Annotated in this window: 20 protein-coding genes; 17 read left to right on the top strand and 3 right to left on the bottom strand. The window is 41.0% G+C overall.

The window, feature by feature from the left end:
- Positions 1-518 precede the first annotated feature (518 nt).
- The 7 genes from LQZ07_RS21960 (at position 519) to LQZ07_RS21930 (ending at position 9353) form a co-directional block, all read left to right on the top strand.
- Positions 519-1424: a hypothetical protein gene (locus tag LQZ07_RS21960; RefSeq protein WP_152785850.1), complete on the top strand. Its 906-nt coding sequence runs from the start codon at positions 519-521 to the stop codon at positions 1422-1424.
- On the top strand, positions 1421-1879 hold the full coding sequence (locus LQZ07_RS21955; RefSeq protein WP_152785852.1) for a hypothetical protein: 459 nt from the start codon (positions 1421-1423) through the stop codon (positions 1877-1879). The genes LQZ07_RS21960 and LQZ07_RS21955 overlap by 4 nt, the downstream gene beginning before the upstream one ends.
- Complete coding sequence (locus tag LQZ07_RS21950) at positions 1879-3894, top strand: hypothetical protein (RefSeq protein WP_152785854.1); 2016 nt, start codon at positions 1879-1881, stop codon at positions 3892-3894. Before LQZ07_RS21955 ends, LQZ07_RS21950 begins: the two co-directional genes overlap by 1 nt.
- A 130-nt stretch (positions 3895-4024) precedes the next feature.
- Positions 4025-4357: a hypothetical protein gene (locus LQZ07_RS21945; RefSeq protein WP_194164223.1), complete on the top strand. Its 333-nt coding sequence runs from the start codon at positions 4025-4027 to the stop codon at positions 4355-4357.
- An 889-nt stretch (positions 4358-5246) separates the two neighbouring features.
- Positions 5247-5606 (top strand): hypothetical protein, encoded by a 360-nt coding sequence (locus LQZ07_RS21940; RefSeq protein WP_194164224.1) that lies wholly within the window; start codon positions 5247-5249, stop codon positions 5604-5606.
- Positions 5607-5810: 204 nt separating this feature from the next.
- Positions 5811-6293, top strand: a complete 483-nt coding sequence (locus LQZ07_RS21935) for a HEPN family nuclease (RefSeq protein WP_152785858.1) — start codon at positions 5811-5813, stop codon at positions 6291-6293.
- A 345-nt stretch (positions 6294-6638) separates the two neighbouring features.
- A complete protein-coding gene (locus LQZ07_RS21930) occupies positions 6639-9353 on the top strand; it encodes a TrlF family AAA-like ATPase (RefSeq protein WP_152785860.1) in 2715 nt (904 codons plus the stop codon).
- A gap of 177 nt (positions 9354-9530) precedes the next feature.
- On the opposite strand, the gene LQZ07_RS21925 is transcribed toward LQZ07_RS21930, so the two are convergent.
- Positions 9531-10310, bottom strand: a complete 780-nt coding sequence (locus tag LQZ07_RS21925; RefSeq protein ID WP_194164225.1) for a metallophosphoesterase — start codon at positions 10308-10310, stop codon at positions 9531-9533.
- A 336-nt stretch (positions 10311-10646) separates the two neighbouring features.
- On the opposite strand from LQZ07_RS21925, the gene LQZ07_RS21920 reads away from it, so the two are divergent.
- From LQZ07_RS21920 to LQZ07_RS24730, 4 genes are all read left to right on the top strand, one after another.
- Positions 10647-11225, top strand: a complete 579-nt coding sequence (locus LQZ07_RS21920; RefSeq protein ID WP_249483387.1) for a recombinase family protein — start codon at positions 10647-10649, stop codon at positions 11223-11225.
- A 135-nt stretch (positions 11226-11360) separates the two neighbouring features.
- Positions 11361-11801, top strand: coding sequence for a hypothetical protein (locus LQZ07_RS21915; RefSeq protein WP_249483385.1), 441 nt, complete (start codon positions 11361-11363; stop codon positions 11799-11801).
- A complete protein-coding gene (locus tag LQZ07_RS21910) occupies positions 11798-13750 on the top strand; it encodes an ATP-dependent RecD-like DNA helicase (RefSeq protein ID WP_152785864.1) in 1953 nt (650 codons plus the stop codon). Before LQZ07_RS21915 ends, LQZ07_RS21910 begins: the two co-directional genes overlap by 4 nt.
- A 2-nt stretch (positions 13751-13752) precedes the next feature.
- A complete protein-coding gene (locus tag LQZ07_RS24730) occupies positions 13753-13968 on the top strand; it encodes an ATP-binding domain-containing protein (protein ID WP_194164226.1) in 216 nt (71 codons plus the stop codon).
- Positions 13969-14211: 243 nt separating this feature from the next.
- Here the strand turns inward: LQZ07_RS24730 and LQZ07_RS21905 are convergent, their stop codons facing one another.
- Positions 14212-14964 carry a serine protease gene (locus tag LQZ07_RS21905; RefSeq protein ID WP_152785866.1) on the bottom strand — a complete coding sequence of 251 codons (753 nt, stop codon included), beginning with the start codon at positions 14962-14964 and terminating at the stop codon, positions 14212-14214.
- Positions 14965-15088: 124 nt separating this feature from the next.
- Here LQZ07_RS21905 and LQZ07_RS21900 point away from each other — a divergent pair, with 124 nt between their 5' ends.
- From LQZ07_RS21900 to LQZ07_RS21885, 4 genes are all read left to right on the top strand, one after another.
- Entirely contained in the window at positions 15089-15955 is an 867-nt protein-coding gene (locus LQZ07_RS21900) for a ThiF family adenylyltransferase (RefSeq protein WP_152785868.1), read from the top strand.
- Positions 15956-16110: 155 nt separating this feature from the next.
- Positions 16111-17013, top strand: a complete 903-nt coding sequence (locus LQZ07_RS21895; protein WP_152785870.1) for a THxN family PEP-CTERM protein — start codon at positions 16111-16113, stop codon at positions 17011-17013.
- 426 nt (positions 17014-17439) lie between these two features.
- Positions 17440-18354, top strand: coding sequence for a THxN family PEP-CTERM protein (locus LQZ07_RS21890; protein ID WP_016403875.1), 915 nt, complete (start codon positions 17440-17442; stop codon positions 18352-18354).
- A 156-nt stretch (positions 18355-18510) separates the two neighbouring features.
- Entirely contained in the window at positions 18511-19467 is a 957-nt protein-coding gene (locus LQZ07_RS21885) for a PEP-CTERM/exosortase system-associated acyltransferase (RefSeq protein ID WP_016403874.1), read from the top strand.
- Between the two features lie 22 nt (positions 19468-19489).
- Here LQZ07_RS21885 and prsT read toward each other — a convergent pair whose 3' ends face one another.
- On the bottom strand, positions 19490-22249 hold the full coding sequence (gene prsT / locus LQZ07_RS21880) for an XrtA/PEP-CTERM system TPR-repeat protein PrsT (protein WP_152785872.1): 2760 nt from the start codon (positions 22247-22249) through the stop codon (positions 19490-19492).
- Positions 22250-22425: 176 nt separating this feature from the next.
- On the opposite strand from prsT, the gene tviB reads away from it, so the two are divergent.
- Together tviB and LQZ07_RS21870 are read left to right on the top strand one after the other, a co-directional pair.
- Complete coding sequence (tviB, locus tag LQZ07_RS21875) at positions 22426-23694, top strand: Vi polysaccharide biosynthesis UDP-N-acetylglucosamine C-6 dehydrogenase TviB (RefSeq protein WP_016403871.1); 1269 nt, start codon at positions 22426-22428, stop codon at positions 23692-23694.
- Between the two features lie 14 nt (positions 23695-23708).
- On the top strand, positions 23709-24734 hold the full coding sequence (locus tag LQZ07_RS21870) for an SDR family oxidoreductase (protein ID WP_249483383.1): 1026 nt from the start codon (positions 23709-23711) through the stop codon (positions 24732-24734).
- The last annotated feature ends 11 nt before the right edge of the window (positions 24735-24745 follow it).

The raw sequence follows: 24745 nt of genomic DNA, 5'->3' as shown, positions 1-24745 counted from the left end.
GCCGGAAGCCCCCACAACACCCTGCATGCGGCCAAACTAGTCAGTTTAACGATCGCCTGTTAAGCAGATCTCCCCAGATAAGAACATGCACTGTCTCTGCACTGCTGCATCATTTACGGTGGCCGTTAGATCACATGGCTTCGTTGTCTTGTGCCAACTCGCCTCCAGCCTACGCCTCATATGATGTTTTTGTTCATCAACTCGCAGATTTGCGTCCGGCTTCCTTCAGACATTCCCTCACGGTAACGCCCTTGCCATTCGCTAGTAGTTAGCGTTTAATAATCAAAGTGTTATTAAACGGTGACCTTCCTATAGAGGACTTTCACCTCATTAGTTCATGCCCATGCTGGACGTACACAAAGCATTTAAGAGTGATTCTCAACGCTTGGTATTTTTTATTCCATCGTTGAGTTCAGTGTTTACGGTTGTACGGTTAGGTTTAGTGGTCGCGTTGTTCACACCTTAATGCGGCGTCATGCCAAGCAAGTGAGCTAAAGATTGAATTTTAGGAATACTGAATGAGCAGTTTTGTTGACAACCTTTCTCCAAAGGAATGGGAAGCTTTCTGTGAAATAATGTTGCGCCAACATTACGGCGCGAAAAATTTCTGGTCTGTCCCAGATGAAGACGGCGGAGACTTAGGACTAGAGTTTTATACTATTGATGGGACACTCTTTCAGTGTTACTGCCCTGATAAAGGCGTTGATATGGCGTCTTATAAAAGGAAAGTTCAGAAAAAAATTCGTGAAGACCTTAAGAAGCTAAAAACTTACGAGAATAAAATAGCTAAAATGATTGATGATGTTACTGTTCATCAATGGATTCTTCTCACACCTGAGTTTAAATCTAAGGATTTAATAGGTTACTGCAACACTAAGAAAAGGGCAGTAATCGCAGAGAATATTTCGTATATCAATAATGACGAGTTTCTTGTGAAAATAGAGACAGCAGATAGCTACCCTGACGGGAAATTATACGCACAAGGAGTTTATAACAAAGCTATTGATATCCCTCTGCATAGCATTAGTGAAGTAGAAAAAGATGCCTGGAAGGAGGGGAATACTGAATTTTCAGGGAATGTAGTTAGAAAATCAGTGGCTTTAATGGGCGAAAGATCAGAGGGATTCCAAGATGAAGTTTTTACAAAGTATATTCAGATAGAAAAGTTTCTTGATCAGCTTCGTGAAGGACATCCAGACCTATATGAAATGATTGAAGACACTGCTCGTGCCCAGCTTGAGAACATGAGAGAAGACGTATTCTTTTCAACAAAAGATAAAGGGTTCGTTAAAAGCATCGTAGATGGTAATAAGTCTGCGTTTTCTAAGCATTCAGAGTTTATGTCAGAAAAAAATGTTCAGTCATTATCTTTTGGATATTTGTCAAAATGGCTTGCTCAATGCTATATGGATTTTGAGTCATGAATAAAGAGCTAAATGTAAAGCCTATTGTTAGTGATAAGCCATATTCTGTATCAATTGAAATGAGGCCATTGTGGAGAATCTGCCTCATTTTAGTATGTGTATCTGTCGTTTCAGGAGATAAAAAATATTTGAATTCGAAAAAAGTTAATATCCTGGTTTGGATGTTAATAAGAAAAAATAGATGGCAAGAGTACGAAGACTACCTGTTAAGTCGGTCGGAAAATGTACCTTTAGTTTCTATTGATACCGCCACTTTTAAAGCTATTGAGCTTTCAATAGCTAAAGGATTCTTATCTTTGGAGAATGACAGGATTTTTGTCACAGAGAGTGGTGAGGAGTTATTTTCACTTTTAGTTGAAAATAACATAATGGATGAGGAAGTTTGTTTCTTGAAGAAATTAGGGAAGAAGCTTAGCGATAATAAAGTTAAGGGTCTTACAGGTGGGATTAAGTAATGCTCGGTTTAAGAATTAGAAGAATTGAAATTTATGTAAATACTAATGGTGGTCGTTTTTCAACATCCATCCCATTTAAAGATGGATTGAATATTATTCGAGCAGAGAACTCTTCAGGCAAGTCTACTTGCATCAATTCAGTGGCTTATGGGTTGGGTCTTGAATCCATACTTGGCCCCAGTAGAAAGAGACCTTTTCCGAAATCTTTATACGAGGTGATCTACGACAATAAAACAGAAGAAACCCCATATTTTGTAAATCGTTCTTCCGTTTCTATATCCATCGAGAATAGCAATGGTAAATCGGCTATATTGAATCGCGATATTTTAGGCGATGATAATAAAGTTTCCGTTGTTACCGATAATCAGTCCTCCGACTATTTCCTAGGATCCGCCGGTAATGTGGGCTCAGCTGTTAGTGAAAAAGGTTTTCATAACTGGCTAGCAAGTTTCATTGGTTGGTCCCTCCCAAATGTAGTTACTTTTGAAGGGAAAGAAACAAAACTGTATTTAGAATGTATTTTTCCTTTATTTTTTATCGAACAGAAGCGCGGCTGGTCAGAGATTCAGGCAAATAGCCCTACACACTACGGTATTAAAAACTTAAAAAAGTCAGCCGCTGAGTTTTGCCTAGGAATAGATAGCTTCGAGCATGAAAAAAAGCTCGCGAAGTTAAAGCACCAGATTGAGACTTATGAGTCCGACTGGAATGGACTTAAATCTTTTTCTGAAAGTGTTGCTGATTTTAACGAGGTCAAAGTTAGTAGACTAGGTAGCATAGATACAAAGGACTTGCTCCCTCGAATAGAGTTCAGCTATCTCGAAAACGATGTTTTCGTGAGTGTATATGAGCAAAAGAAATCTTTAAAAAGATTGATCGATAAGCTGGCTATAGATGTAGCACAAAAGTCACCAGGCGATGAAGTGCTTAATTCCAAGCTTGCAGCGATACGTGTTCTTAGAAGGCAAGCCGAAGAGTGCTCAAGATCTATTGAAGTTACTATGCTTTCAATTTCAGATGCAGAGAGTAAGCTGGCCACTTTACGGCACGACTACGACCAATACCAACAACTTAAAAGACTGAGAGGTGTTGGAAGCGATATATCCAATAACCTCGACACTGAAAAATGTCCTATTTGTGAAAGTGATTTGTATGACACATTGGGTAATACCTCAACCAAAAGACGTCCAATGTCGCTTGATGAAAATATAGCTTTTTTAAAAAACCAGCTAGATTTTTTCGCCTCCATTAGGGATAAGAGTTTGCGTCAACTTCAGGATCTTAAATCCGAATATAAGCTTGTCTTATCAAGGATGGAAGTTGAGCGGGAAAGCATTGAAGCACACCGCTCCGATCTTGAAGATATTAATGGAGAAGTAAAAACAATTCTTAGAGAAAAAATTCAGGCCGAATCACTTTTGAAAGATGTCCAAAAGCTGAAGGAGACCCAAGACGAACTTAATGAAAGAGCTACCTCTTTACATTCCTCTTGGACTACCACTTCTGACTCATTAAAACAGCTAAAAAGGGGCAGGAGCGTTGCTAACAGAGCTTTGGTAATACGAAAGCTGGAAAGCTTGATAAAGAGCAACCTTGAAGAATTTGGATTTAAAACTTCTGCTGTAAATTCTGTAACTGTCTCACAGCAAACACTACGCCCTGAACAGGAAGGCTACGATATTGTCGCCGAAACTTCGGCTAGTGATTACATAAGGATTATTTGGTCTTATACTTTATCTCTTATGGAGCTAGCTGGTGCCGAGGACAGCGTAAAGCATGGTGGTTTTGTTGTTTTTGATGAGCCAAGGCAGCATGAGGCAAGTAAGGTAAGCTTTACAAACTTGATTACGAAGGCTGCTCAGTCTTCGAAATATTGTGGTCAAGTAATATTTGCCACTAGCCTCGATGAAGAAGAATTGAGGATTTCTTGTAAAGATAAAGAAGTGAACCTAGTTTGCTTCGATGAGTATATTCTCACTTTGAATCCTGATACTGAGGAGAACGTAAAGGCATAACAAGCCAAGGCAGTCGGATGCTGCGCATCGCTGCTTGGGGCGTTAACTTGAAAATATGAGCAAATATATTCCAAAAGAGTTAGAGGGTTTTATACTTCCATTCAATTGGGACGTAAAAAAGGTGTGGGAGTTGTCTGCGCTGATTGAAGATGTTGAATTAAGCGAATTTGAATTTATGTTTGATCTCCCGTTTTGGAGCTCGAGGCCAAACGCGGGTATGCTTTTCGATATCAGCCCAAATGAAGCATTGGAGAATTTGAACTGCTATTCTCACCAGAAAAAACGAGTGGAGAAAGCCGACATTCAGTATCCAATGGACTTTATCTTTGAGAATGGCACTTATTACATACTCGATGGTTTGCACCGTCTTGTTCGGCATAAACTAATGGGCAATAAAATAGTAGAAGTACGAAGGCATAAACTTGAAATTCGTACCAAAATACAAGATAACAAAGCGCTGTAGCAATACAGCCCTAAATCACCGCTTCGCGGTTGGTTGTGGACTCGAATACACTCGCTGCTAAACTTTGCGTTAACTCCAAATGTCCATACTTCCGCTAATCCGAAACACCTTTGAATAAGTGACCACCCAAACACGTTTCTGTCCAATGATGTTTTGACTCGCGTGCTTCGGGGTAAAAGCCACTTGGCATTGGTGTAACTAGGGAGCTAAACTCGAATCTGCCACAAAGCAAGCCAGAGCGAGATTGACCATGATTTGAAGCATCTGCATTTCGGCTGACTTTTCCTCATGTCTAGAGCTCAAGCTCTGTGGCCTTGCTATTCCACCAAAAATTACGAAGACACAGGGAGAGGCTTTCATAGTGCAACAGAATATTAATTTAGAAAGACAAAGGAGAATGAAACGGGTGTTGACGTGGCACGAATAACTACTTTTAGTGTTGATAATAACGCAGAAATCATTTAACAATAGAAGAATTTAGTAACTGTTGCAGCTCTTCAATCTATCCCAAGTGACTGTCAATTCAAGAGAATCCGTCTCGGACTATGTTAGTCATAGCGGCATACCAGCCCTTATAAAATAAGTCGCAACTATTGCTGAGTACATAGAGGATTATATGGCTCTTATTACGTATTATCAACCATGCACTTTGGAACAATTAAACGACTCTCGTTAATTCGTTTGTTTGGCCATCTATTGATTATCTGACGGTTTACCACTACACATCGAAAGATGCTGCCGGGTCCATTTTAAATTTAGGCGAGTTTCGCCTTTATAGCTTGCTCAAAAGGTTCAATGAAGGCGAAATCGAAACCTTTTGTCAGAACCATGGGCTTAGCGGTTATCTGGAAAAAGATGAAAATGGGGAACCAAATACAAATCACTGATAATGAAAATTATTTTCTACGCATCATTTACCGATTCTAATCTTACAACAGAGCAAGAAGAATATTTTTGGAAGGCTTTTGCCCCTGTAGATGGTGTTAGATTGAAGTTAGAGGTGATAGCATCAAATTCAAACTTCAGGAAGATGGTGTATGAAAAAACAAAAGGCAATCCTCTTTCTTTACTAAACGATTTAACCAGGGTTGTTAGAGAATCATATGGTAGGGAGTTTGTGCTTTCTGGTATTTCAAGATTATGTGCTTTTTATCTCGCCAAGGATTTTGATGTAGAAAATGAGTACCGTGCTTTGTATAGATATTGGGAAGGCCTTCACCTGAAAGTGATGGGAATTATCGATATGTAGGCTTGCGACTTAATAACCTGAATGACACTGGCGATCAGGTTAGGGTGAAGGAAATTCAGACAAATGAAAGTCTCAACATTCCATCCCAATATGTCGTTACGCCAAGAAATTCATAACAAGGCACTCCACCCAACCAAAAAACGCGATGCGGTATTCGTCGGGTGAACTTTGTCATTATACCTAATCATTGAGTAAGGGGTACTCATGGGAAATTATAGAAACTTCGAGCAAGATTTTGTGGTTCGTACTATTGAGTTAATTGAACAATATAACCTGTTGATCGTTGATGAACCATTTGAGCGACAATTCAACTATACGTTGGCGCTTAATTGCCTATTGGGCTTAATCGTGATGCCCAAAGAACGAGCGATTAATACAATTCCAAGTGAACGTTTGACCATGCAGTTTAAGCAACATATGGGCATTATTCATTCAGACTTGCCAGATGTACAAACAACATTACGTCAACTCATTGTTAAAATGAGGCATTCTATTGCTCATTTTGACATCGAAGTTGAATCAATCGACCAACACCACTTGGTAAATTTTGTTAACTTCAAAGATACGGATAACGGTCAAATCTATGCGCGCTTCCATGCCGAAGAAATTTTTCCGTTTCTACAAGCTTATGCTCAACTATTGGTGGAGAGCATGAGGCGTCAACAACGCCATCGAGAACAGGCATAACAAACGACCAAAGCATCAACATACTCTTCCTATTCCGACAGAAGCGTTTTAGAGCTCTAGCGCGTTTCTATCCAGAACCGTTTCACTTAGCACTTTCTAAGGTGAAAGTGCCCTAAAGTGTGTCAGTACCGACTGAAACGAAGCTACTCTAGCCTCTTAATTGTACAATGAAAGCTAATGTGTGGGGCAAAAGTCAAGATCTGCCCCCACTCATTCCAGACTAATTTTACAAAACGCCCTCAGCTTGCTTCGATTCTATTTTTAACCTGCAAAAAACGAAAAATTAAACCAAAAAAAACAACATGATACAATGTTAAAAAGTTGGTCTTAGAGGCAATAGGAAGTATGAGTAATGAATATTTAGGAAGCCGTTGGTATAAGTTTGATTTTCATACTCATACGCCAGCATCTTCAGATTACAAGAAGCCTGAAGAGACTGAAACCGATTGGTTAAAAGCCTTAATGGCTGAAGAAGTTGACTGCGTGGCTATCACCGACCATGTGTCGGGTGATTGGATAGACCGACTAAAAGCAACTTACGCTGAACTTGATAAGACTGCGGTATGGTATCGACCGCTTTACTTATTTCCAGGGTGCGAAATCACAGTGAGTACAGGCCAGTCCCGTGTACATATTTTGGCTATTTTCGATCCTTCCTGTAATTCTGCAAAGATTGCAGCTGTTCTAGGTCAGTGCGGTATTACTGAGGGGCATGGTGACGCTGAAGAGATCTGTGCAACTGAGTCAGTTGATAAGGTTATCTCTATTGTAAAGCAAGCGGGTGGGGCAGCGATACCAGCGCATATTGATGGGCCTAAAGGACTGTTAAACGGAATAACAAATACCAATCATGAGATTGAGTCATGGCTTAATGAGATTGAAGCCGCTGAGTTTGTCAATTTAGCTTTTCTCGATGTGGTTAACCCAGAGCTGTCAAAGGCGGCTGTGCACTTAGCAAAACTTCAAGGCTCAGATGCCCATGAATGTGGTCGATTAGGTAAGAGGTGTTCGTGGATAAAAATGAGCCAGCTATCAATAGATGGATTGAAGTTAGCTCTGCATGACCACGATTTTTGTGTCGATAATAGTGTCGATAATCCTAATGCGACGCCAGATTTATTCTTAAAGAAATTGAATATTTCGCAAATGCGTCATTGTGGTCGCATTCCTGGTCAGCCGTCGATATTTGAATTACACCCTCTATTTAATGCTGTTATTGGTGGCCGAGGCTCTGGTAAATCGACATTCATTGAGTCTGTTCGGTTGGCATTAGGGCGTGAAAATGAAGTAGCAGAACTTGAGCAGATCCAAGAAGAGGTTCACTCTTTTAGGGAGGGAGTCACGAAGTCTGATACTGAAATATGCGTTGAGCTACAACGAAGAGATGAGGCATACCAATCGATCTGGAAACACAGTACAGTCCCCTACATTAATAAACTGCAAGCAGGTGATTGGTCCCTTGATAACGGACGGCCAGAAGAGCGTTTTCATGTAAGCTTATACAGCCAAAAACAAATCAATGCACTGGCAAGTAATACGAACAGCTTATTAGAAATTATTGATCGCTCAAACGAAGTTAATTTTTCGGCATGGAAGTATCAGTTAGATGCTGAGCTCAATAAGTTTTTAGGGCTTTGTCGGGAAGTACGTCAGCTACAGGAGCAGCTTGATAATAAAGGCACCTTAGAATCACAAAAGGACGACCTAAATAGCGATATCGAGAGCTTCGAAAAAGGTGGCCATAAAGATATCTTTAATTCCTATCAAACTTTTACACTTGAAAAACAGAAAATTGAAAAGGCAGCTGGTACCTCTGGGTTAGTTGATTCTATCGACGGCATGCTGTCTGAGGAGTTTGCGGAGCTTAGCCTCATAGAAGAAGGTGAAGACAAGCCTGATTACGTCGCAGAGTTAGAAGAAATACAGGCAGCATTCAAAGGGAATTTAGTTTCTGTTCAGACAGAACTGGAAAAGCTAAAAGAGCAAATTACAAAAACTGAACAAGATCGAGAAGATGCAATCAGCAAATCAAGTTGGTATTTAAAAGGTGTAGAATCTACACAGCAGTATGAACAAGTTGTTCAAGAGTATGCTGAAAAGGGGGAAGAGCTGAACCCAGAGCAGTATGAATCTTGGCTTACTCAACGCAATGAGATCAACATTCAGTTGGAAGATCTAGAAACAGTACAAACGAATCTAGATATCAGACAAGACCAGTGTGATAAGTCACTCAGAAAACTGTATGTGTTAAGAAGAAGGCTTCAGTTAAAACGTCAAAAATTTATTAAGAAAGTTATTGGCAAAAATCGTTATGTGAAAATGAAGCTTTTGCCGTTTGCGAACACAGTTAGGATAGAGAAAAAATTTAGAGAGCACATTGGGATCGAGGCTAGTTTTGCTACTTCCATCTATCAGGATGACCAAACCAATAGCTTGTTATATGAATTACTTTCTAAGGAGTTAAGCCTTAAGGGCATTGCAAAAGAGGTCAGCAAGTTAAAAGATGCGACTCTATCCTTAGCTTCTGGTGACGATGTACCACCATATCGAATCGATAGTCGCTTGAAAACTTCTCTTACACAAAAGCTTTCACAACAACCTGAAATGTTTGATCGATTAATAACTTGGTGGCCTGATGATCAACTTGTCGTTGAATATGCTAAGGACATAGAAAAAGGTAAGTTTGAGAACATTGAAAAAGGTTCTGCGGGCCAGAAAGCGGCAGCCATTTTAGCCTTTTTGCTTAGTCATGGTGATAATCCAATTATTGTCGATCAGCCTGAAGATGACTTAGACAATGCTCTCATTTACCAGCTGATTGTGTCTCAGATACATGAGAATAAGAAGCGCAGGCAAATTATCATGGTGACGCATAACCCTAATATTGTTGTTAATGGTGATGCTGAGTTTGTAAATGTTCTTCATTTTCACGCAGGGCAAGTTCAGATATTGGAGTCAGGTGGCTTATGTGAACAAAGTGTGAGGGACCATGTTTGTAATATCATGGAAGGCGGAGCAACTGCTTTTGATAAGCGTTACAATAGATTAAGAGTGATATAGGGAATTTGTACTTAATGTCTCATAATTGCATTATGACAAATGTGCGATGATGCCTAGCTGGGCTATCGCCTGAGCTACTTGTTATCCCTAACGGATCTTATCCGAAGACTCGCAATCTGTCAGAAATCGTAAGAAACTTTTGTTCAGTTCATGAAGTGGCTACGTAAGATTTGCTTGTTAGGCATTAGCGGTTGTTACTAGGTACAATCTTTTGTCGACATTGAGGACTTGGTTTTTACCTATCTCGATAAAAGGCTTGCTCCAATGGCGATGACCGAAAGCTACGATTCCTTTACTTTTTAACAATAAGTGGTTTGTGATTTCAGAGTCACCTAACTGACTATTTGTAGTACCTTTGGGGCCCTGATGTAAAAGTATGAGGTCGTTTTTAACGTTTGTAACTTTTGCTAGAGCACTCATAAATTCCTGCTGGGATTTTCTTTGATTTCTGCCACTGCGCCCGACAATACCGGAAACACCTCCGATGCGCACACCCAAGCAATTGTCACTATTACCGTCGAGTACAATAGTATTCGAAGCCAAATGTTGTTCTTGTATGATATCGTGATTTCCAAGCACGCCAACCACCAAGTTAAATTCTTTAGCGAATGCATTCCAAACATCCGTAACGTCGCCGGTGCCGCCAACTTTGTGGAGATTAGGGTGATCATAAAAATCTCCGGCTAAAGCAACAAAACCAATTGATGGAATTTCACCTAACTCAGATAACAGGCTTAACTCTTCTGCTACTACCTCACCAACAAGTCTATTTGTTTTTATATTTTGTTCACGCCCCTGAAGATCCGAAGTAATAACATAAGAAGAAACCCCTTTCGGCAACTCATCTACAATCGCTTTATAAAACGGAAGCACAACTTTACGAATCTCTCCTCCTCTCCCAGCGGATCTATATTCAATCTCATGAAATGGATCTTCTGATACTGCTATAAATTTCACGCACTTTCTCCGATATCTAACAGGTTGTTGAAAAAATAGAAATAACAAGACCCTAATTTATCTAAACATATTTTTATTGCTCTAGCCATTCAGTCTCTCCACATTGCTACTTATTTCAAATCAACATTACTTTGTGGCATAAGAAAAAGTAGGTTAACTCAAGTGCATTTAAAATAGCGTTAAAACACAATGGGTAACAACAAGTTAGAAACTAAGAAAGCTAACGAACGTTTACGTTACGCGCTTGTCCCTCCCTCAATTTCAATTTATTCAATCTTATTGACGTAAATAAACCCGTAAACTATTCTACGTAACACAAACGGATGGGGGTGTTACGTGAAAATTGGTTATGCGAGAGTAAGTACCGCAGATCAAAACTGCAATTATCAAGTTGATAAGCTTCGAGAAGCAGGCTGTGAAAAAGTGCTGGTTGAGAAGGAGTCTGGTAAGAGTAAATACAGGCCAGAGCTGACCAGACTGTTAGACATTATACGTAATGGTGACACCGTTGTGGTTTACAAATTAGACAGGCTGGGTCGTAGCCTCAAAGACCTCATCGCCTTGCTTGATAGCTTCAAAGAGGCTGAAGTTCAATTTATCAGTCTTTCTGAAAGTATCGACACCACAACGTCGACAGGAAAACTCATTTTCAACGTGATTGGGGCTATCGCAGAGTTTGAAAGAGACATCATTGTAGAAAGAACCAAAGCTGGGCTTGAAGCGGCACGTGCAAGAGGTCGAAAGGGCGGAAGAAAGCAGAAACTAAGCGATAAACAGGTCAAGTTGGCTAAATCGATGCTGCAAGATCCATCGGTGCTGAAATCAGATGTAGCCAAGCACTTTGGAATATCCCGGCCTACGCTCAATAGATACCTAGATTCAGCACCTGATCTGGAGCAGAACAGCCTTTTTTAAATATTGCTGTTAGTTAGTGCTCCGTTTGAACCACAGTGGCCTTGGGGCGAAGTGAAGGTGTAACAAAGAACATGGCTTTTTTGGATGCGAAGCATCGGTATGTGTAAATAGATAAGTTGATTGCAGGGGAAGTAAGTGAGCAAAGAGAAAGGGCAGATAAACAGGGATCTTTTTATCGCGTGGGTTTCTGAAATGAAAGCCAAGAACCCTCCTAATTGGCTGGATTATTGGCATGGAAGCACTTTAAGTCCCAAAAAAATTGCGGATGAGCTTGGCTTTAATTCATCAGCTTTTAAGCAGTCTAGAAACAAAAAACTCTTTGATATGTTGGAAGCGCTTAAGCAAGAACTTGCTACAACTGGAGTCTATCAGGAGCGCAAACAGAACCTTTCTCTTGAGGGGGAAGTCATTGAGGTGGCGAATACGAGCGATGAGGACATCAAAGACAGTGCAAAGGTTCGCGACCTAAAGCGCGTGAATCACCGCTTGCAAGCTGAGAATGCAAAGCTCGCCGCAGAAGTTGCGAAGTTATCTGAATTTAAAGAAGTACTCATTGAAATGGGGCTGTGGAAATGAGTAATAGCAACTTCTTGGTTCGGATCACTCGAATATATCAATACCACTCGGATAATGTTCAATTAGGTGCGGTATTTGTAAACCACAAAGCTGGTGCACACAGAATCATCTTGCTGACCACCCAAAGCCAGTTAAATATACAACCGAGAGTGGGTCAGCAATGGATGGTGTTAAAGGAGCAAAATTTCAGCGTGCGGCAACAGCCTGTTAGCATTGGTGGTTATGTTGACGTTTGGCGTTTCATGCAGCCCAAGCTTAAGTGTGTGATGCCTGACAGCGGTGCCGGCTTTGTTAACTTCCTGAGTGCTGAAAAAGAGTTTATTGGAATAGGCAAAGTAAAAGCGCAGCTCTTATGGGATCAATTCCGAAGTGGTATATTCAGCATGCTAGAAACTGATAGAAATATGCCATATGAACATGACCGTTCAATAACAAACTTTGAAGCTATCAAAGCCGTATTGAGGCGTGATGATACGGTAAATGCGCTTTATGAAGGATTTAAGCAATATATCAACTTGAAGTATGCGAGCCAGTTGGTTGAGTGGGAAATTGAGGAGCCGGTGCAACGTCAGCTGTTTAGGTTCGCAGATACCGATGCACTTGGATTTTTGAAAAAGAACCCGTACCGCTTGTTTTCATTGGGGATGCGTTTTAGCAAAGTTGATTTAGTCGCCCAAAAGCATTTCGGAATCCAACCGGAAGATGAAAAAAGGCTTGTGGCTATCATCGAACAATCACTGCGACTATGGAGCGACAGAGGCCATACGGTCGCAGACTGGGGTGACATCGAACCTGTATTGCGAAAGCTCTTGAACAATGACGCCGCTTTAATTGAGAGATCTAAGTTGCTAACAGGCGATATTATCGGGTTTGTAAAACAAGGTGACAAATACTACGTCTCAGGTAACTACATTTTCGAGAAAACCATTGCCAAGCGATTCAAGAAGCTCAGTAAGAGGCAAGGTTATTGGCAAAGTGAACTGGAAGCGGCATTCACTAATTCGATTCCAGATGGATGGAAGCTTGAAGATGCTCAGGAACGAGCTGTAAGAACAGCATTGGCTAACCATGTATTTGCTCTCAGCGGAGGTGCTGGAACAGGAAAGACCACAACAACGAAGCTAATTGTTGATGCCTACCAACAATTAGGTTTTAGAATCTACCCGGTAGCACTCTCAGGAAAAGCAGCTAGACGGCTACAGCAATCTATAGGTATCGATTGCATGACAATAGCTAGATTACTTCGTGAGGAAAGTGTTTCAGAAAACAGTGTGCTATTGATCGATGAAGCCTCTATGTTAGATGCATACACCATGTGGCGATTGGTGACTTTGTTTTCTGATAAGACTAGGGTCATGCTTATCGGTGATCCCTACCAGCTCCCGCCAATCAATGCGGGTTTGATTTTGAATGACGTGATTAAGTCTGGTGTTATTAATCATGTCGAACTTGATGTAGTTAAGCGACAAGGTGCTACAAGTACGGTTCCCGCATATTCCAATGATATTCGTAATGGCAAGGAGCCACCCTCTTTAACCACTTCTGATATTACTTTCCAAGAGTCAGGCAATGACATGTTACAGGACGCAGTAACAGCGTATTCTGAATATGACAATGCGATGATAGTCGCGTCAACTAACGCAACAGTAAGAGCTGCTAACATCAAGCTACAAGATGCTGTTAATTCAAAAGGCAAGGTTCTCGACCTTACCGATATGCCCATAACAAAAGGAAGCTATGAATTAAGAGAAGGTGATCCAGTTGTGATTACTCTGACTTGCTATAAAAATGATGTGCAGAATGGCACCCTGGGTGTGATAACAAACGCTGTTGCAACGGAAGAGTATGCTTGCATAATTGAGCTGGAAGACTTGGATGAGGGGGAAACAAACGTCAACTGGAGGTTAATTGGCAACTGTTCGAATACATTGACCTTGCATACGCACTAACGTTGCACAAGCTGCAAGGTTCACAAGCTGCTAATGTAATCATATTACTTGAACGTAGTATGTTGCTTGATCGTAGTTGGCTTTACACTGCGGTGACTCGAGCAGAAAGTCGGGTCCATATCATAGGAAAAGAGTCGGACTTTAGGTTTGCCACTAGCAAACAAGGTGCTCTAGAAAGGCGTCAAACAGCGTTGTCAGAAATGTTGAAAACTGCTTGAATAACACTAAATTCGTTCAAATTCGATAATAAATTCAACGTTTACCTTTTGTTGTGTTGAAATCACTTCAGGGTCAGTTTGTCTATCTAATTGATAGTTAATGTATTTAAAACTGAACTGTACCTATTTTGGTGTAATTTGTCTTTGTTTTCCCTTTTAAAAGCAGGATTTCTTAGAAGTGTACGAATACTAGTTAAGCCCTTACTTTTAAGGGTTTTTTTGTATCCGTAAGTTTTCAAAACACTATTTCAGGCTGCTGAGAAGTTGCTTTAGATGAATTACCGGAATGGCATAACTGATCGCGCTTGGGTCAGCCAACACGGCTTCTTTAGTCGTTTTGACGAAAACTTTATTGATGATAGCGATAACTTCGCCTGTTTCTGGGTGGTAGAGGGGGCTGCCACTATTACCGGGATAGGCAGTGGCATCAAGTTGATAAATATTATAGGGTGATTTGAGGCGTTTTAATTGAGCAAGGTTTAGTTCGCTGGCATTTCTCGCCGGTATAACCACGGGGGTAATACTTGAGATAATCCCGCGGTGCGTAACTGGATATAGGCCTAATACAGCGCCTATTGGGAAACCCGTGAAGGCATATAGTTCTCCTTCGCGAACTTTCTGGTTTGAAAGCGTTAGCGGTTTTAGGGCTTTGCCTTCAATTTTTAGTATGGCTAAATCGTGTTGTTCAATGCTAGCAACTACGCTGGCAATACGTAGTTCTGGCGAGCGACCTTGGCCAACAAATACAACTAATTTTTCGTTCTGTTGTTGGTTTAGGCTTTTTGGGAGCACATGTGCATTGGTGGCGATAAGGTGAGAGCCAACAACAAATCCGGTACCGCGTAAGCTGGCTCTAGGAGAATTTAGTTTATTGTAGGTGCCAATTCCTACAACAGACGGTTTGATTTTTTCTATTGTGTCTGCAAGTGCGCTGGAAGCTTCTACACTAAACAGAGATGAAAAAGAGGCTAGGATTACGATGAAGACGAGTTTCATACTATATTCTTCCTTGAATGACCTTTTAATCTTAATTTTTACTATGCATTAGAGCAAGTTGCTATGTTGTTCGTGGTTATATGCAGGCGAATGGATGTCGTCAATCTTATAAGGCTAACTAGTTATGAGTTTTAATTACGAAGATGCGTTTTCTCGGAATATCGGTTGGGTAACGGAAGCAGAGCAACAGGTGTTACGTGGAAAGCGTGTTGCAATGGCGGGTGCCGGGGGCGTTGGTAGTGAGCACATTGTTACCTTGGCGCGCTTGGGGGTTGGCAAGTTTCACATCTCTGATTTTGACGAATATGAAGTTCACAACTTTAATCGTCAAGCTGGCGCGTTTATGTCTACCGTTGGTCAAGACAAAGTAAAAGTAATGGAAAACATCTGCTTAGATATAAACCCTGAAGCGGAGGTGAAGTCCTTCCCTGAAGGTATTTTTGAGCACAATGTTGATGAATTCCTTGAAGGTGTGGACGTATATGTAGATAGCCTAGACTTTTTTGCCTTGGCTGCGCGAAAGTTGGTCTTTCAAAAGTGTTTAGAGAAAAAGATCCCCTTAGTTACTGCTGCACCGTTAGGTATGGGCTGTGCATTTTTGTGTTTTATGCCTGGCAGTATGAGTTACGAAGAGTATTTTCGATTTGAAGATGCCACTAGTGAAAACGAGCAATATATTAAGTTCTTAATTGGTTTATCCCCCGCGATGTTGCAGCGCCCTTATCTAGTTGACCCGAGTCGAGCCGATTTCCACGCCAAAAAAGGGCCATCGATGCCTATGGCGGTAAAGATGTGTGGTGGTATAGCGGGTACGTATGTTTTAAAAATTCTACTTAATCGTGGAGATCTAATTACCGCACCTTACGGCTTACATTTTGATGCTTATCGAAATCGATTTAAGAAAACGTGGCGACCAATGGGTAATCGCAATCCCTTGCAGCGAATGGTATTTAAGATAGCCAAAAAGATAGTTTTAAAAGAAGACAGTTGAGCGTTTTTTATGTCAGTAAGTTTTACACATCATAATTGATCCATTTGTTTTTAGGGTGTAACTCTTTGTTAATATTGACTAATTATATTTGGCCCGATTTTTGCTTTATGTGCGGTCTTTATATCTAAACGCTATTACCAAATTGGATGGGTGAAATGAACAAATTGAAACTTACTTGCTTGGCTGCAGGCCTAGGATTTGCAAGTATTTCTGCTAACGCTGAACTAATCACTGAATGGAATTACTCGAATGATGCGGGTTTTAAAGAGTGGAGTTCAAACGCTGGCCAACTAGGTATTGATACCGGCGGCGCAACAGCCGATGAGTTTGATCCTCTTTTTGGTGGTGAGTTACCTAAAAGCCTTGCATGGGGTACACCATACGGCGCTGTAAACCCTCAACTTATCAAAAGTTCACTTGAGATTGACGACGCTCAGTCTGGTCAAGTAAGTACAAGTGTAGTTGACGGTGTTGGTGCATTGGATTTCGTAACAGGTACAGGCCTTACCCATGAAAACTGGGGTGTAACTGGCAATACTTTGTCTTCAGCAGTTTTGTTTGATGGCTTGTTTCTGCAACCTCTAGCTCCTTTTGTTGGCCCAGCACTTCCTGCGCCGGTTCTTGAGTTTGATGTATTGTTTGAAGAAACGTACAACACTCCTACTAATGACACCTGTAAATACGGTGATACTAAAGTAGGTAAAGCTGGCATTAATGAAGCTGGTTGTGCTGATTTATTCACATTGGTACTAGATGACGGAGTTACGTTTACTGAAGTTGGTGATGATATCTACCTTCAGAACAGCTTCATTCTACCAATTCCTGGTTTTGACGATTACGTGTATACCTTAACTACTCGTCTTCAAGGCTTAACTGTATTAGATAATCTAGATTGTGGTCCTGACTCTACATGTATTGGTTTCTTAACTGAAGAAAACCAGAAGAACGAATTAAAGGCAGCTTTCGCTATTTCTGCTGCTCAAGTAACTGAGCCAGGTACTTTAGCTATCTTTGGCTTAGGTTTGCTAGGTTTGGCTTCTGTTCGTCGCCGCGCTTAATTAGCTGCTCTTATATAATTACTGCTGCGCTTTCGCAGCAGTAATTTTTTATTTCCTTCAAGAAACTCTCACTTCCAAAGCTCAAATTCTCAATCGTAACTGTCTTGTTCGAAGGTTCTGCTTTCTCATCTACCTTTATAGTGCTTAGCAACTTAACACCAGAATGTTGTTTGTTGGTCCAAGGTAAATCGTTAATTGGATTTAGTAAGGGAAATCTTCATATATTAAGCTTTAGAACAAGGATCTTAAGGATCTTTTACGGTGGTAAACATAATGGGTTTTTGTGTCAGTAATTTTTACATCCTATTTACTTCAATGATTTGGTTATTTCTTAAGCTACTGCTTTTAAAGGTTTTTTAAAGTTGGCACCTAGATTGCTTTGTATGAATTGTATTTCGAATCGTACTGACCAAATGGATGGGTGACATGAACAAATTAAAACTTACATGCTTGGCGGCTAGCTTAGGTTTTGCAAGCATCTCTGCTAACGCTGCTCTTATCACTGACTGGGATTACCTAAACGAAGCTGGTTTCGATCAGTGGACTTCTGATGCTGGTTCAATTGACCCAACGGGTATTGATGCAACTGGCGAAACTTTAGATGATTTTGACCCACTTTTTGGTGGCGAGCTTCCTAAGTCTCTTGCTTGGGGTGACCCGTACGCTGCTGAAAACCCAGATCTTAAGAAAAGTGCTTTGAATATTGAAGATTCTAAATCAGGTACTGTGACTACCAGTGTTGTAGATGGTGTTGGTGCTCTAGCATTTTCAGAAGGTACTGGCCTTGTACACGAAAACTGGGGTGTAACTGGTGATACTCTAGTAGCAGCTACATTGTTTGATGGTTTGTTCCTTGCACCTACAGCACCTGTTGCTTTCCCATTAGCTCCAGCACCTGTACTTCAGTTCGGTGTGATTTTTGAAGAAACCTACAACACACCAACTAACAATGTTTGTAAGTACGAGCCAACTCAGTTGGTAGGACAAGCCGGTATTAACCAAGAAGGCTGTTCTGACTTATTCACTATCGTGTTGGGTCCAGATGTTACATACACAGAAGTGGGTGATGACATTTACTTAACAAATAGCTTCGTACTACCAATTCCAGGTTACGATGACTATGTATACACCCTAACTACTCGCCTACAAGGTTTAGAAGTATTAGGTGATATTGATTGTGGACCAAACGCAACTTGTATTGGCTTCCTTACAGAAGAAGATAAAACTAACGAATTGAAAGCTGGTTTCGCTATCTCTGCTGCACAAGTATCAGAGCCAGGAACATTAGCTATCTTTGGATTAGGTCTATTAGGCTTGGCAGCTGTTCGTCGCCGCGCATAATGCTTAATTAAAAGTCGCTAAGTTTTAGCATTGTACATCCAAAGCGCAGCCTAGTTCTGCGCTTTGTTTTTTCTGCAAGCCTGCCTTTTATAATTCTAAATTGTTTCTAAAATCTAAATGTTATGTTTAGAAAGTTTGAAGCTTTGAGAGCGCTTTATGATCCGAAACAAACATGTGAAAAACCTAGCAAGTATCCCTTATCTTGGGGCTGTTGTGAGAGGTGGCATTTCGTTATTGGTTAAGCGAGAAGCTAAGCTAATTGCTCAGCACTTTGCAGAGTATCTTCGCCCGGTAGTTGCTTATAAAACCGATACCGTACAAGAAGCATTTCGAATTCGTCATGACGTATACTGTGAGGAACTTAATTTTGAGCCAGTCCGTGAAAACGGTATGGAACAAGATGAGTTTGATGAATACTCTCGCTTTTGTTTAATCGAGCACAAACCTAGTACCAACTATGCAGGCTGTGTGCGAATAGTATCTCCTTCTAGTAAAGATGAGTTACTGCCCATCGAGAAGTTTTGTTCTAATGCTATTGAAGGTGCTAAATATCACCCTTCGCAATTTGCTAGAAGCGAAATTTGTGAAATATCGCGTTTAGCGGTTCGCCCACAATTCCGACGTCGTAAAGCGGATAACTTTGATGGTGCTGCCTCTGGTGCGATCAATGAGCAAACCTATTCTGAGGAAGAGTTACGTTGCTTTCCTTTTTTAGCTATTGGTTTGTATTTGTCTATTGCCGCTCTAGCTGTGCGAGCTGGCACCCATCACGCCTTTGTTATGATGGAGCCGCGTCTTGCTAGAAGTATGAGCTTTTTAGGTATTAAGTTTGAGCAGCTTGGTCCAGCTATTGAGTATCATGGCTTACGCGCGCCTTACTACATTAGTGCAGGAACACTTACACGTACTTTACCGGTAGGCTTTCAAGTCTTAATGCGTAACATTGATAAAGAAGTAGAAAAGGGTTGTCTAGCAGCTAGAAACAATGATGACAATGATGACTATATTAAAAAAATGTATTCACCGAGTTTCTATAAAAATGACTCTCCGAACATATCCTTACGAGAGAGCCATAAATGGTGTGAATCTAAGGGTTTATACTTGCCCCAATAAGGTCTTATTAGGGCAATATAGATTAATTTAGCTGAGCTTCTAGCTCAGCTTTTTTATTGGCTAACTCTGGCTCAATATTTATTAATCCATCGAGTAGTTGTTTAGCTTCTTTGGTTTGCTTATTTGCAATTAGTGCTTCTGCCAAGTGCAACCCTACCTCGTTACTAGCATCTTGCTTGTAACTATCTTCAAGCGCTTTAGTTGCTTCTACTATTTTCCCTGACTTAAGTAACATGTAGCCGTAGGTGTCTTTTACCTGTGGTATATCCGGCTTTAGTTCGTGGGCTTGCTTGGCGTAAGTTAAGGCTACTTCAAATTCGTTTAAGTCATGGTAAACCCAAGCGAGGTTGTTCCAGGCTACAAAGTTATCCGGCTGATCTTTAATGATCGCTTGGTACTCCTCAATTGCTTGCTGCGGGTTAGCTTTCATTTGCAGCTCTGCAAGTTGCAGTTGAAGAGGTTTTGCCGCTTCGCCATGAACATCGATAGCTTGTCTAATGAAAGCAACGGCTTGCTCGATTTTATCTGCTTCTTTGTATGATTTGATTAACAGGTTGGCAGTTTGGGTACTTGGATAAGCTTTATATAGTTTATTGAAAGTATCCGTTGCTGCAGGCCAGTTTTCTTGAACTAAATAAATGTAACCTTGCTGCTGCAAAACCGCAGGTGTGTTCATTTGATTCGCATCAAGGTTGTTTAGAGCATCTTGGCTGGCTACGGCATCACCCGCTTTTAGCTGCAATACAGAATGAACAAACAATAAACGTTGGTTATTTTTATATAGTTTTACTGCTCTATTGCTTAAGGCGACGGCTTCTTTCAAGTTACCAGAAGATTCTAAGATGTTGATGTTCTTAACATACGCCGGTAGCGAGAGAGGAGAGTTTTCTAGCCAAGCTTGATAACTTAAAATGGCCTTCTCTTGATTATCCGTTTCTAGGTACAAATCACCGATCAATTGCCAAACTCTGTCTTCGCGGGTTAAAGCATCAATTTGCTCAAAAGATTCAATGGCTTTCGGAAACTCTCGGGTAAATAAATAGTATCGGCCTAACTGTTCTTTCAACAATGAAGAATCTGGAGCCTCGGCAAGTTGTTTATCAAGAAGTGCCTTTACCTCCTCAGTCTTTTCTATCTGTGAAGCGTGACTCATTAGAAACTCAAAAACACGTAAGTTTTCGGGCTGCTCGGCTTTAACCTCGTAGGTTATCTCATAGGCCTTCTCTACTTCGCCTTTTTGCACATAAACCGATGAGCTAAATAGTTTTGCTGCTAGGTCATCAGGTTGGTCTTTTAATATTGATTGATAAGCTGCGAGTGCTTCATCGTAGCGCTCTTGCTGCTCAAGAATGGCACCTTTAAATAGTTTTACACTTTGATCTTCTGGGTGAGTATCTATCCAGCTATCCAGAGACTTTAGCACTTCATCAGCTTTTCCTTGGCGGAAGTAATGAGTTTGTAAACCTAAAAATGCTTGGGCATGAGCAGGATCTTCAGCTAGCACCTCTTCGAGTATGCCAATTCCATCTAAATCATTTTGTTTAAGCTTAAGTAACCCCAGTTTGGCTTTTTCTGATAAGCCTCCTGAACTTGCTGCTTTTTCGGCAATTTGTACTGCTTCTTCGGTGCGGCCTAAGCGGTTGAGCTGCATGCTCACTGTGCTTAAAAAGTCGCTGTCTTGGCCCTCAGCAACCGATGCTTGGTTAAGTTGATTGAAGGCGTTGTCTAATTGGCCAATCCTAAATTGAGTGGTTACGTATAAACGTTGTGCCAGGGCATTCTGAGGATCTTTAGTAATTACTCGCTCTAGTTGAGTTAAGGCTTGTTCGTACTTTTGTAATTTGTAAGCAGAGATACCCGCAACAATTTGGGTAGCGGTGTTATGAGAACCACTTTGCAAGGCTTTAGTTGATAAGGTAAATGCATTCTCAAAATCTTCATCTTGAAAACGTACATAAGCTTTAAGTTGATTGCTAAGCATGTGGTTTGGTGCGATTTTCAAAATACTGTCTAAGTATTTCTCCGCTTCGCTAAATTGCTTATTTTTTACCAAAGCCTGTGCTAAATACAAAGTGAACTGAGCAGCATCTGGGGCCAGTTCCACTGCTTTGCTATATGACTCAACTGCTACTTCTGTGTCATTAGACATAGACGCAAGGTGGCCTTTTAACAACCATACGTCTGTGTTGTCTGGTACTTCTTGGCTTAGTTGTTCCAGTGTTTCGTTGGCAGCCCCAAATTGTTGATCTGCTGCAGAGATACTGGCCTTTACCATCCGCGAGTAGGTGCCTTCAAAGCCAAGCTCTTGGGCCTGATTCAAGGTGGTTTTAGCTGGATCAAATTGCCCATTTCTAAATAGCGAAAGAGCGTGAATGGCCAGTAATTCGGTTTCTAGCTCAGCCTCAAAGGGTCTATTTTGAGTAATCAATTCGCCTATTTTCTCAGGTTCATTTTGGTTTAAATAGGTTCTAGCTAGTAGGGGAATGAGTTGCTGTTTTTCAGCGTTTAAGTCTAAGGCTCTAAGTAGCTCTTTTTCTGCTGCTGGATAGTTACCACGTTCTAGGTAAATTTCACCCAAATTGAAGCGTGCCTGTGCCAATGAGGCATCTTTTTTTATGGCATTTTTTAGTTCGATGATTGCAGCGTTCTGATCATTTTTTGCTAAGTATTCGGTAGCCTTAGATAAGTGCTGTTCTGCGGTGTCCCCACCACAGGCAGTTAATGCGATGGTTAAGGCACTAACTGCCAGAATTTTCTTCATTCCAAACCTATGATTACTCATATTATTCCCTGTTTGTTGGATTGATAAATCACATTAAAATAATACAGCTTAATTAACCCGATGTCTTACTTTGTAGCGTGTTTTGTTTTTATGTGGATTTTGACCCTTACTTTCTGTTCCAATATGCGGTTTAATTAGCATTAGAAAACTGTTTTCAAATTTAAATGGATGTATACATGGACGTGAGTATTGCCGTAATTGGTTTAGGTTATGTTGGCCTGCCGTTGGCTGTAGAGTTTGCTAAAAAACGCAGTGTGGTTGGTTTTGATATTAATCAAGGACGAGTGACCGAGCTTCAGCAAGGTGAAGACCTTACCCAAGAGGTTAGTAATCAAGAGCTACAAGACGTTGCTGGCAATATGTCTTACAGCTGCAACATTGAAGACTTAGCAAAATGTAACGTGTTCATTGTGACCGTTCCTACTCCAATTACTGAGCATAAACAGCCAGATCTAACACCTTTGGTACGCGCCAGCGAAACAGTTGCCAAAGTACTTAAACCTAATGACATTGTTATTTACGAATCTACGGTGTATCCAGGTGCTACCGAAGAGCAATGTGTGCCTGTTTTAGAGAAGAACTCGGGCCTTAAGTTTAATAGTGACTTTTATGTTGGTTACAGCCCTGAACGTATCAATCCAGGCGATAAGACTCACCGTGTTTCTACAATTAAAAAAATCACCTCTGGCTCAACCCCAGAAATCGCCACTATCGTCGATGATCTTTACGCTGAAATAGTGGTTGTGGGCACCCACAAAGCTAGCAGCATTAAAGTGGCAGAAGCGGCTAAAGTTATTGAAAATACTCAGCGTGATGTAAATATCGCGCTTATTAACGAATTAGCGCTCATCTTTAATCGCTTAGATATTGATACCGAAGCAGTACTAGAAGCCGCTGGTACTAAGTGGAACTTTTTACCATTCCGCCCTGGCTTAGTTGGTGGTCACTGTATTGGTGTCGACCCTTACTACTTAACGCATAAAGCTGAATCTATTGGTTACCGTCCAGAAGTGATTCTTGCAGGTCGAAGAATTAACGACAATATGGGGCGTTATGTTGTATCACAGTGCATTAAGTCAATGGTGAAACGTAATATCTCGGTAGTAGAAAGTAAGATTTTGATTTTAGGTTTAACCTTTAAAGAAAACTGCCCAGATATTCGAAATACCAAAGTTATCGATATTGTTCACGAGTTTGCAGATTATGGTGTTCAAGTCGACACCTACGACCCATGGGCAGACAAAGAAGAATGTCATGAAGAGTACGGTATTGATTTAGTAGAAAGCCCACAGGCTGGTAATTACGACGCAATCATTTTAGCGGTTGCTCACCAGCAGTTTAAAGATATGTCAGTAGAACAAATACGTGCCTTTGGTAAAAAAGACCACGTACTTTACGATCTTAAATATCTATTGCCAGTTGGCGCCAGTGATTTGCGTTTGTAATGGGGACTGATACCGTGCAGCGTTTTCAACAAGTGTGTGAGCAACTAAAAGCCGAACCGAAGGTGTGGGCAATTACCGGTGTGGCGGGTTTTATTGGCTCTAACTTATTAGAAGCCTTATTAAAGTTAAACCAAAAGGTAGTTGGTTTAGATAACTTTGCCACTGGGCATCAGCATAACTTAGACGAAGTAAAAGGTTTGGTAAGTGAGCAACAATGGCAGCAATTTCGCTTTGTAGAGGGCGACATTCGAGACCAAGCAACTTGTCAGGAGTTTCTATCTGGTGCTGATTTTGTGTTGCACCAAGCAGCTCTTGGCTCGGTTCCTCGCTCGATAAATGACCCTATTACCACCAATGAAGTAAACATTTCTGGTTACTTGAATATGTTGCAGGCAGCTAAAGAGCAACAGGTATCTGCCTTTGTTTATGCCGCGTCTAGTTCAACTTATGGCGATCACCCAGATTTACCTAAAGTAGAAGATAAAATTGGCAATCCCTTATCGCCTTATGCCGTGACCAAGTATGTTAACGAGCTATATAGTTCAGTATTTCAACGTACTTACAATTTCCCATCTATTGGCTTGCGTTACTTTAACGTGTTTGGTCCTCGCCAGGATCCAAATGGCGCATATGCGGCGGTTATTCCTAAGTGGACAGCGGCACTGATTGACGAGGAGCAGGTATTCATTAATGGCGATGGTGAAACCAGCAGAGACTTTTGCTTCATTGACAATGTAGTGCAAATGAACATTTTGGCTGCAACTGCCGGTTTAGAAAGCAGTGAAGTATTCAATGTAGCTCTGAATGACCAAACCAGCTTAACTCAACTCTATGACTTACTGTGTGAAAACCTATCTAAGTACGGGGTTGTGCGCTCTGCTAAGCCGGAGTATCGCGATTTTCGGGCTGGTGATGTACGTCATTCGCGCGCTGACATTAGTAAGGCTGAGCAATTGTTAGGTTATGCCCCAGAGTTCACTATTGGTCAGGGCTTAGCTATCGCCATGCCTTGGTATATTGAGCAATCTAAAGCGAACTAAAGCCGTAGATT

Origin of the sequence: Agarivorans sp. B2Z047, assembly GCF_023373605.1 — a bacterium.
Lineage (GTDB): Bacteria > Pseudomonadota > Gammaproteobacteria > Enterobacterales > Celerinatantimonadaceae > Agarivorans > Agarivorans albus.
Note: the sequence above shows the minus strand (reverse complement) of the source record. Positions and strands in the feature narration are given on the sequence as shown.

Coding starts and splice junctions, on each gene's coding strand:
- LQZ07_RS21960 (WP_152785850.1), top strand. CDS start 519: ATGAGCAGTTTTGTTGACAACCTTTCTCCAAAGGAATGGGAAGCTTTC.
- LQZ07_RS21955 (WP_152785852.1), top strand. CDS start 1,421: ATGAATAAAGAGCTAAATGTAAAGCCTATTGTTAGTGATAAGCCATAT.
- LQZ07_RS21950 (WP_152785854.1), top strand. CDS start 1,879: ATGCTCGGTTTAAGAATTAGAAGAATTGAAATTTATGTAAATACTAAT.
- LQZ07_RS21940 (WP_194164224.1), top strand. CDS start 5,247: ATGAAAATTATTTTCTACGCATCATTTACCGATTCTAATCTTACAACA.
- LQZ07_RS21935 (WP_152785858.1), top strand. CDS start 5,811: ATGGGAAATTATAGAAACTTCGAGCAAGATTTTGTGGTTCGTACTATT.
- LQZ07_RS21930 (WP_152785860.1), top strand. CDS start 6,639: ATGAGTAATGAATATTTAGGAAGCCGTTGGTATAAGTTTGATTTTCAT.
- LQZ07_RS21910 (WP_152785864.1), top strand. CDS start 11,798: ATGAGTAATAGCAACTTCTTGGTTCGGATCACTCGAATATATCAATAC.
- LQZ07_RS21905 (WP_152785866.1), bottom strand. CDS start 14,964: ATGAAACTCGTCTTCATCGTAATCCTAGCCTCTTTTTCATCTCTGTTT.
- LQZ07_RS21900 (WP_152785868.1), top strand. CDS start 15,089: ATGAGTTTTAATTACGAAGATGCGTTTTCTCGGAATATCGGTTGGGTA.
- LQZ07_RS21895 (WP_152785870.1), top strand. CDS start 16,111: ATGAACAAATTGAAACTTACTTGCTTGGCTGCAGGCCTAGGATTTGCA.
- LQZ07_RS21890 (WP_016403875.1), top strand. CDS start 17,440: ATGAACAAATTAAAACTTACATGCTTGGCGGCTAGCTTAGGTTTTGCA.
- LQZ07_RS21885 (WP_016403874.1), top strand. CDS start 18,511: ATGATCCGAAACAAACATGTGAAAAACCTAGCAAGTATCCCTTATCTT.
- prsT (WP_152785872.1), bottom strand. CDS start 22,249: ATGAGTAATCATAGGTTTGGAATGAAGAAAATTCTGGCAGTTAGTGCC.
- tviB (WP_016403871.1), top strand. CDS start 22,426: ATGGACGTGAGTATTGCCGTAATTGGTTTAGGTTATGTTGGCCTGCCG.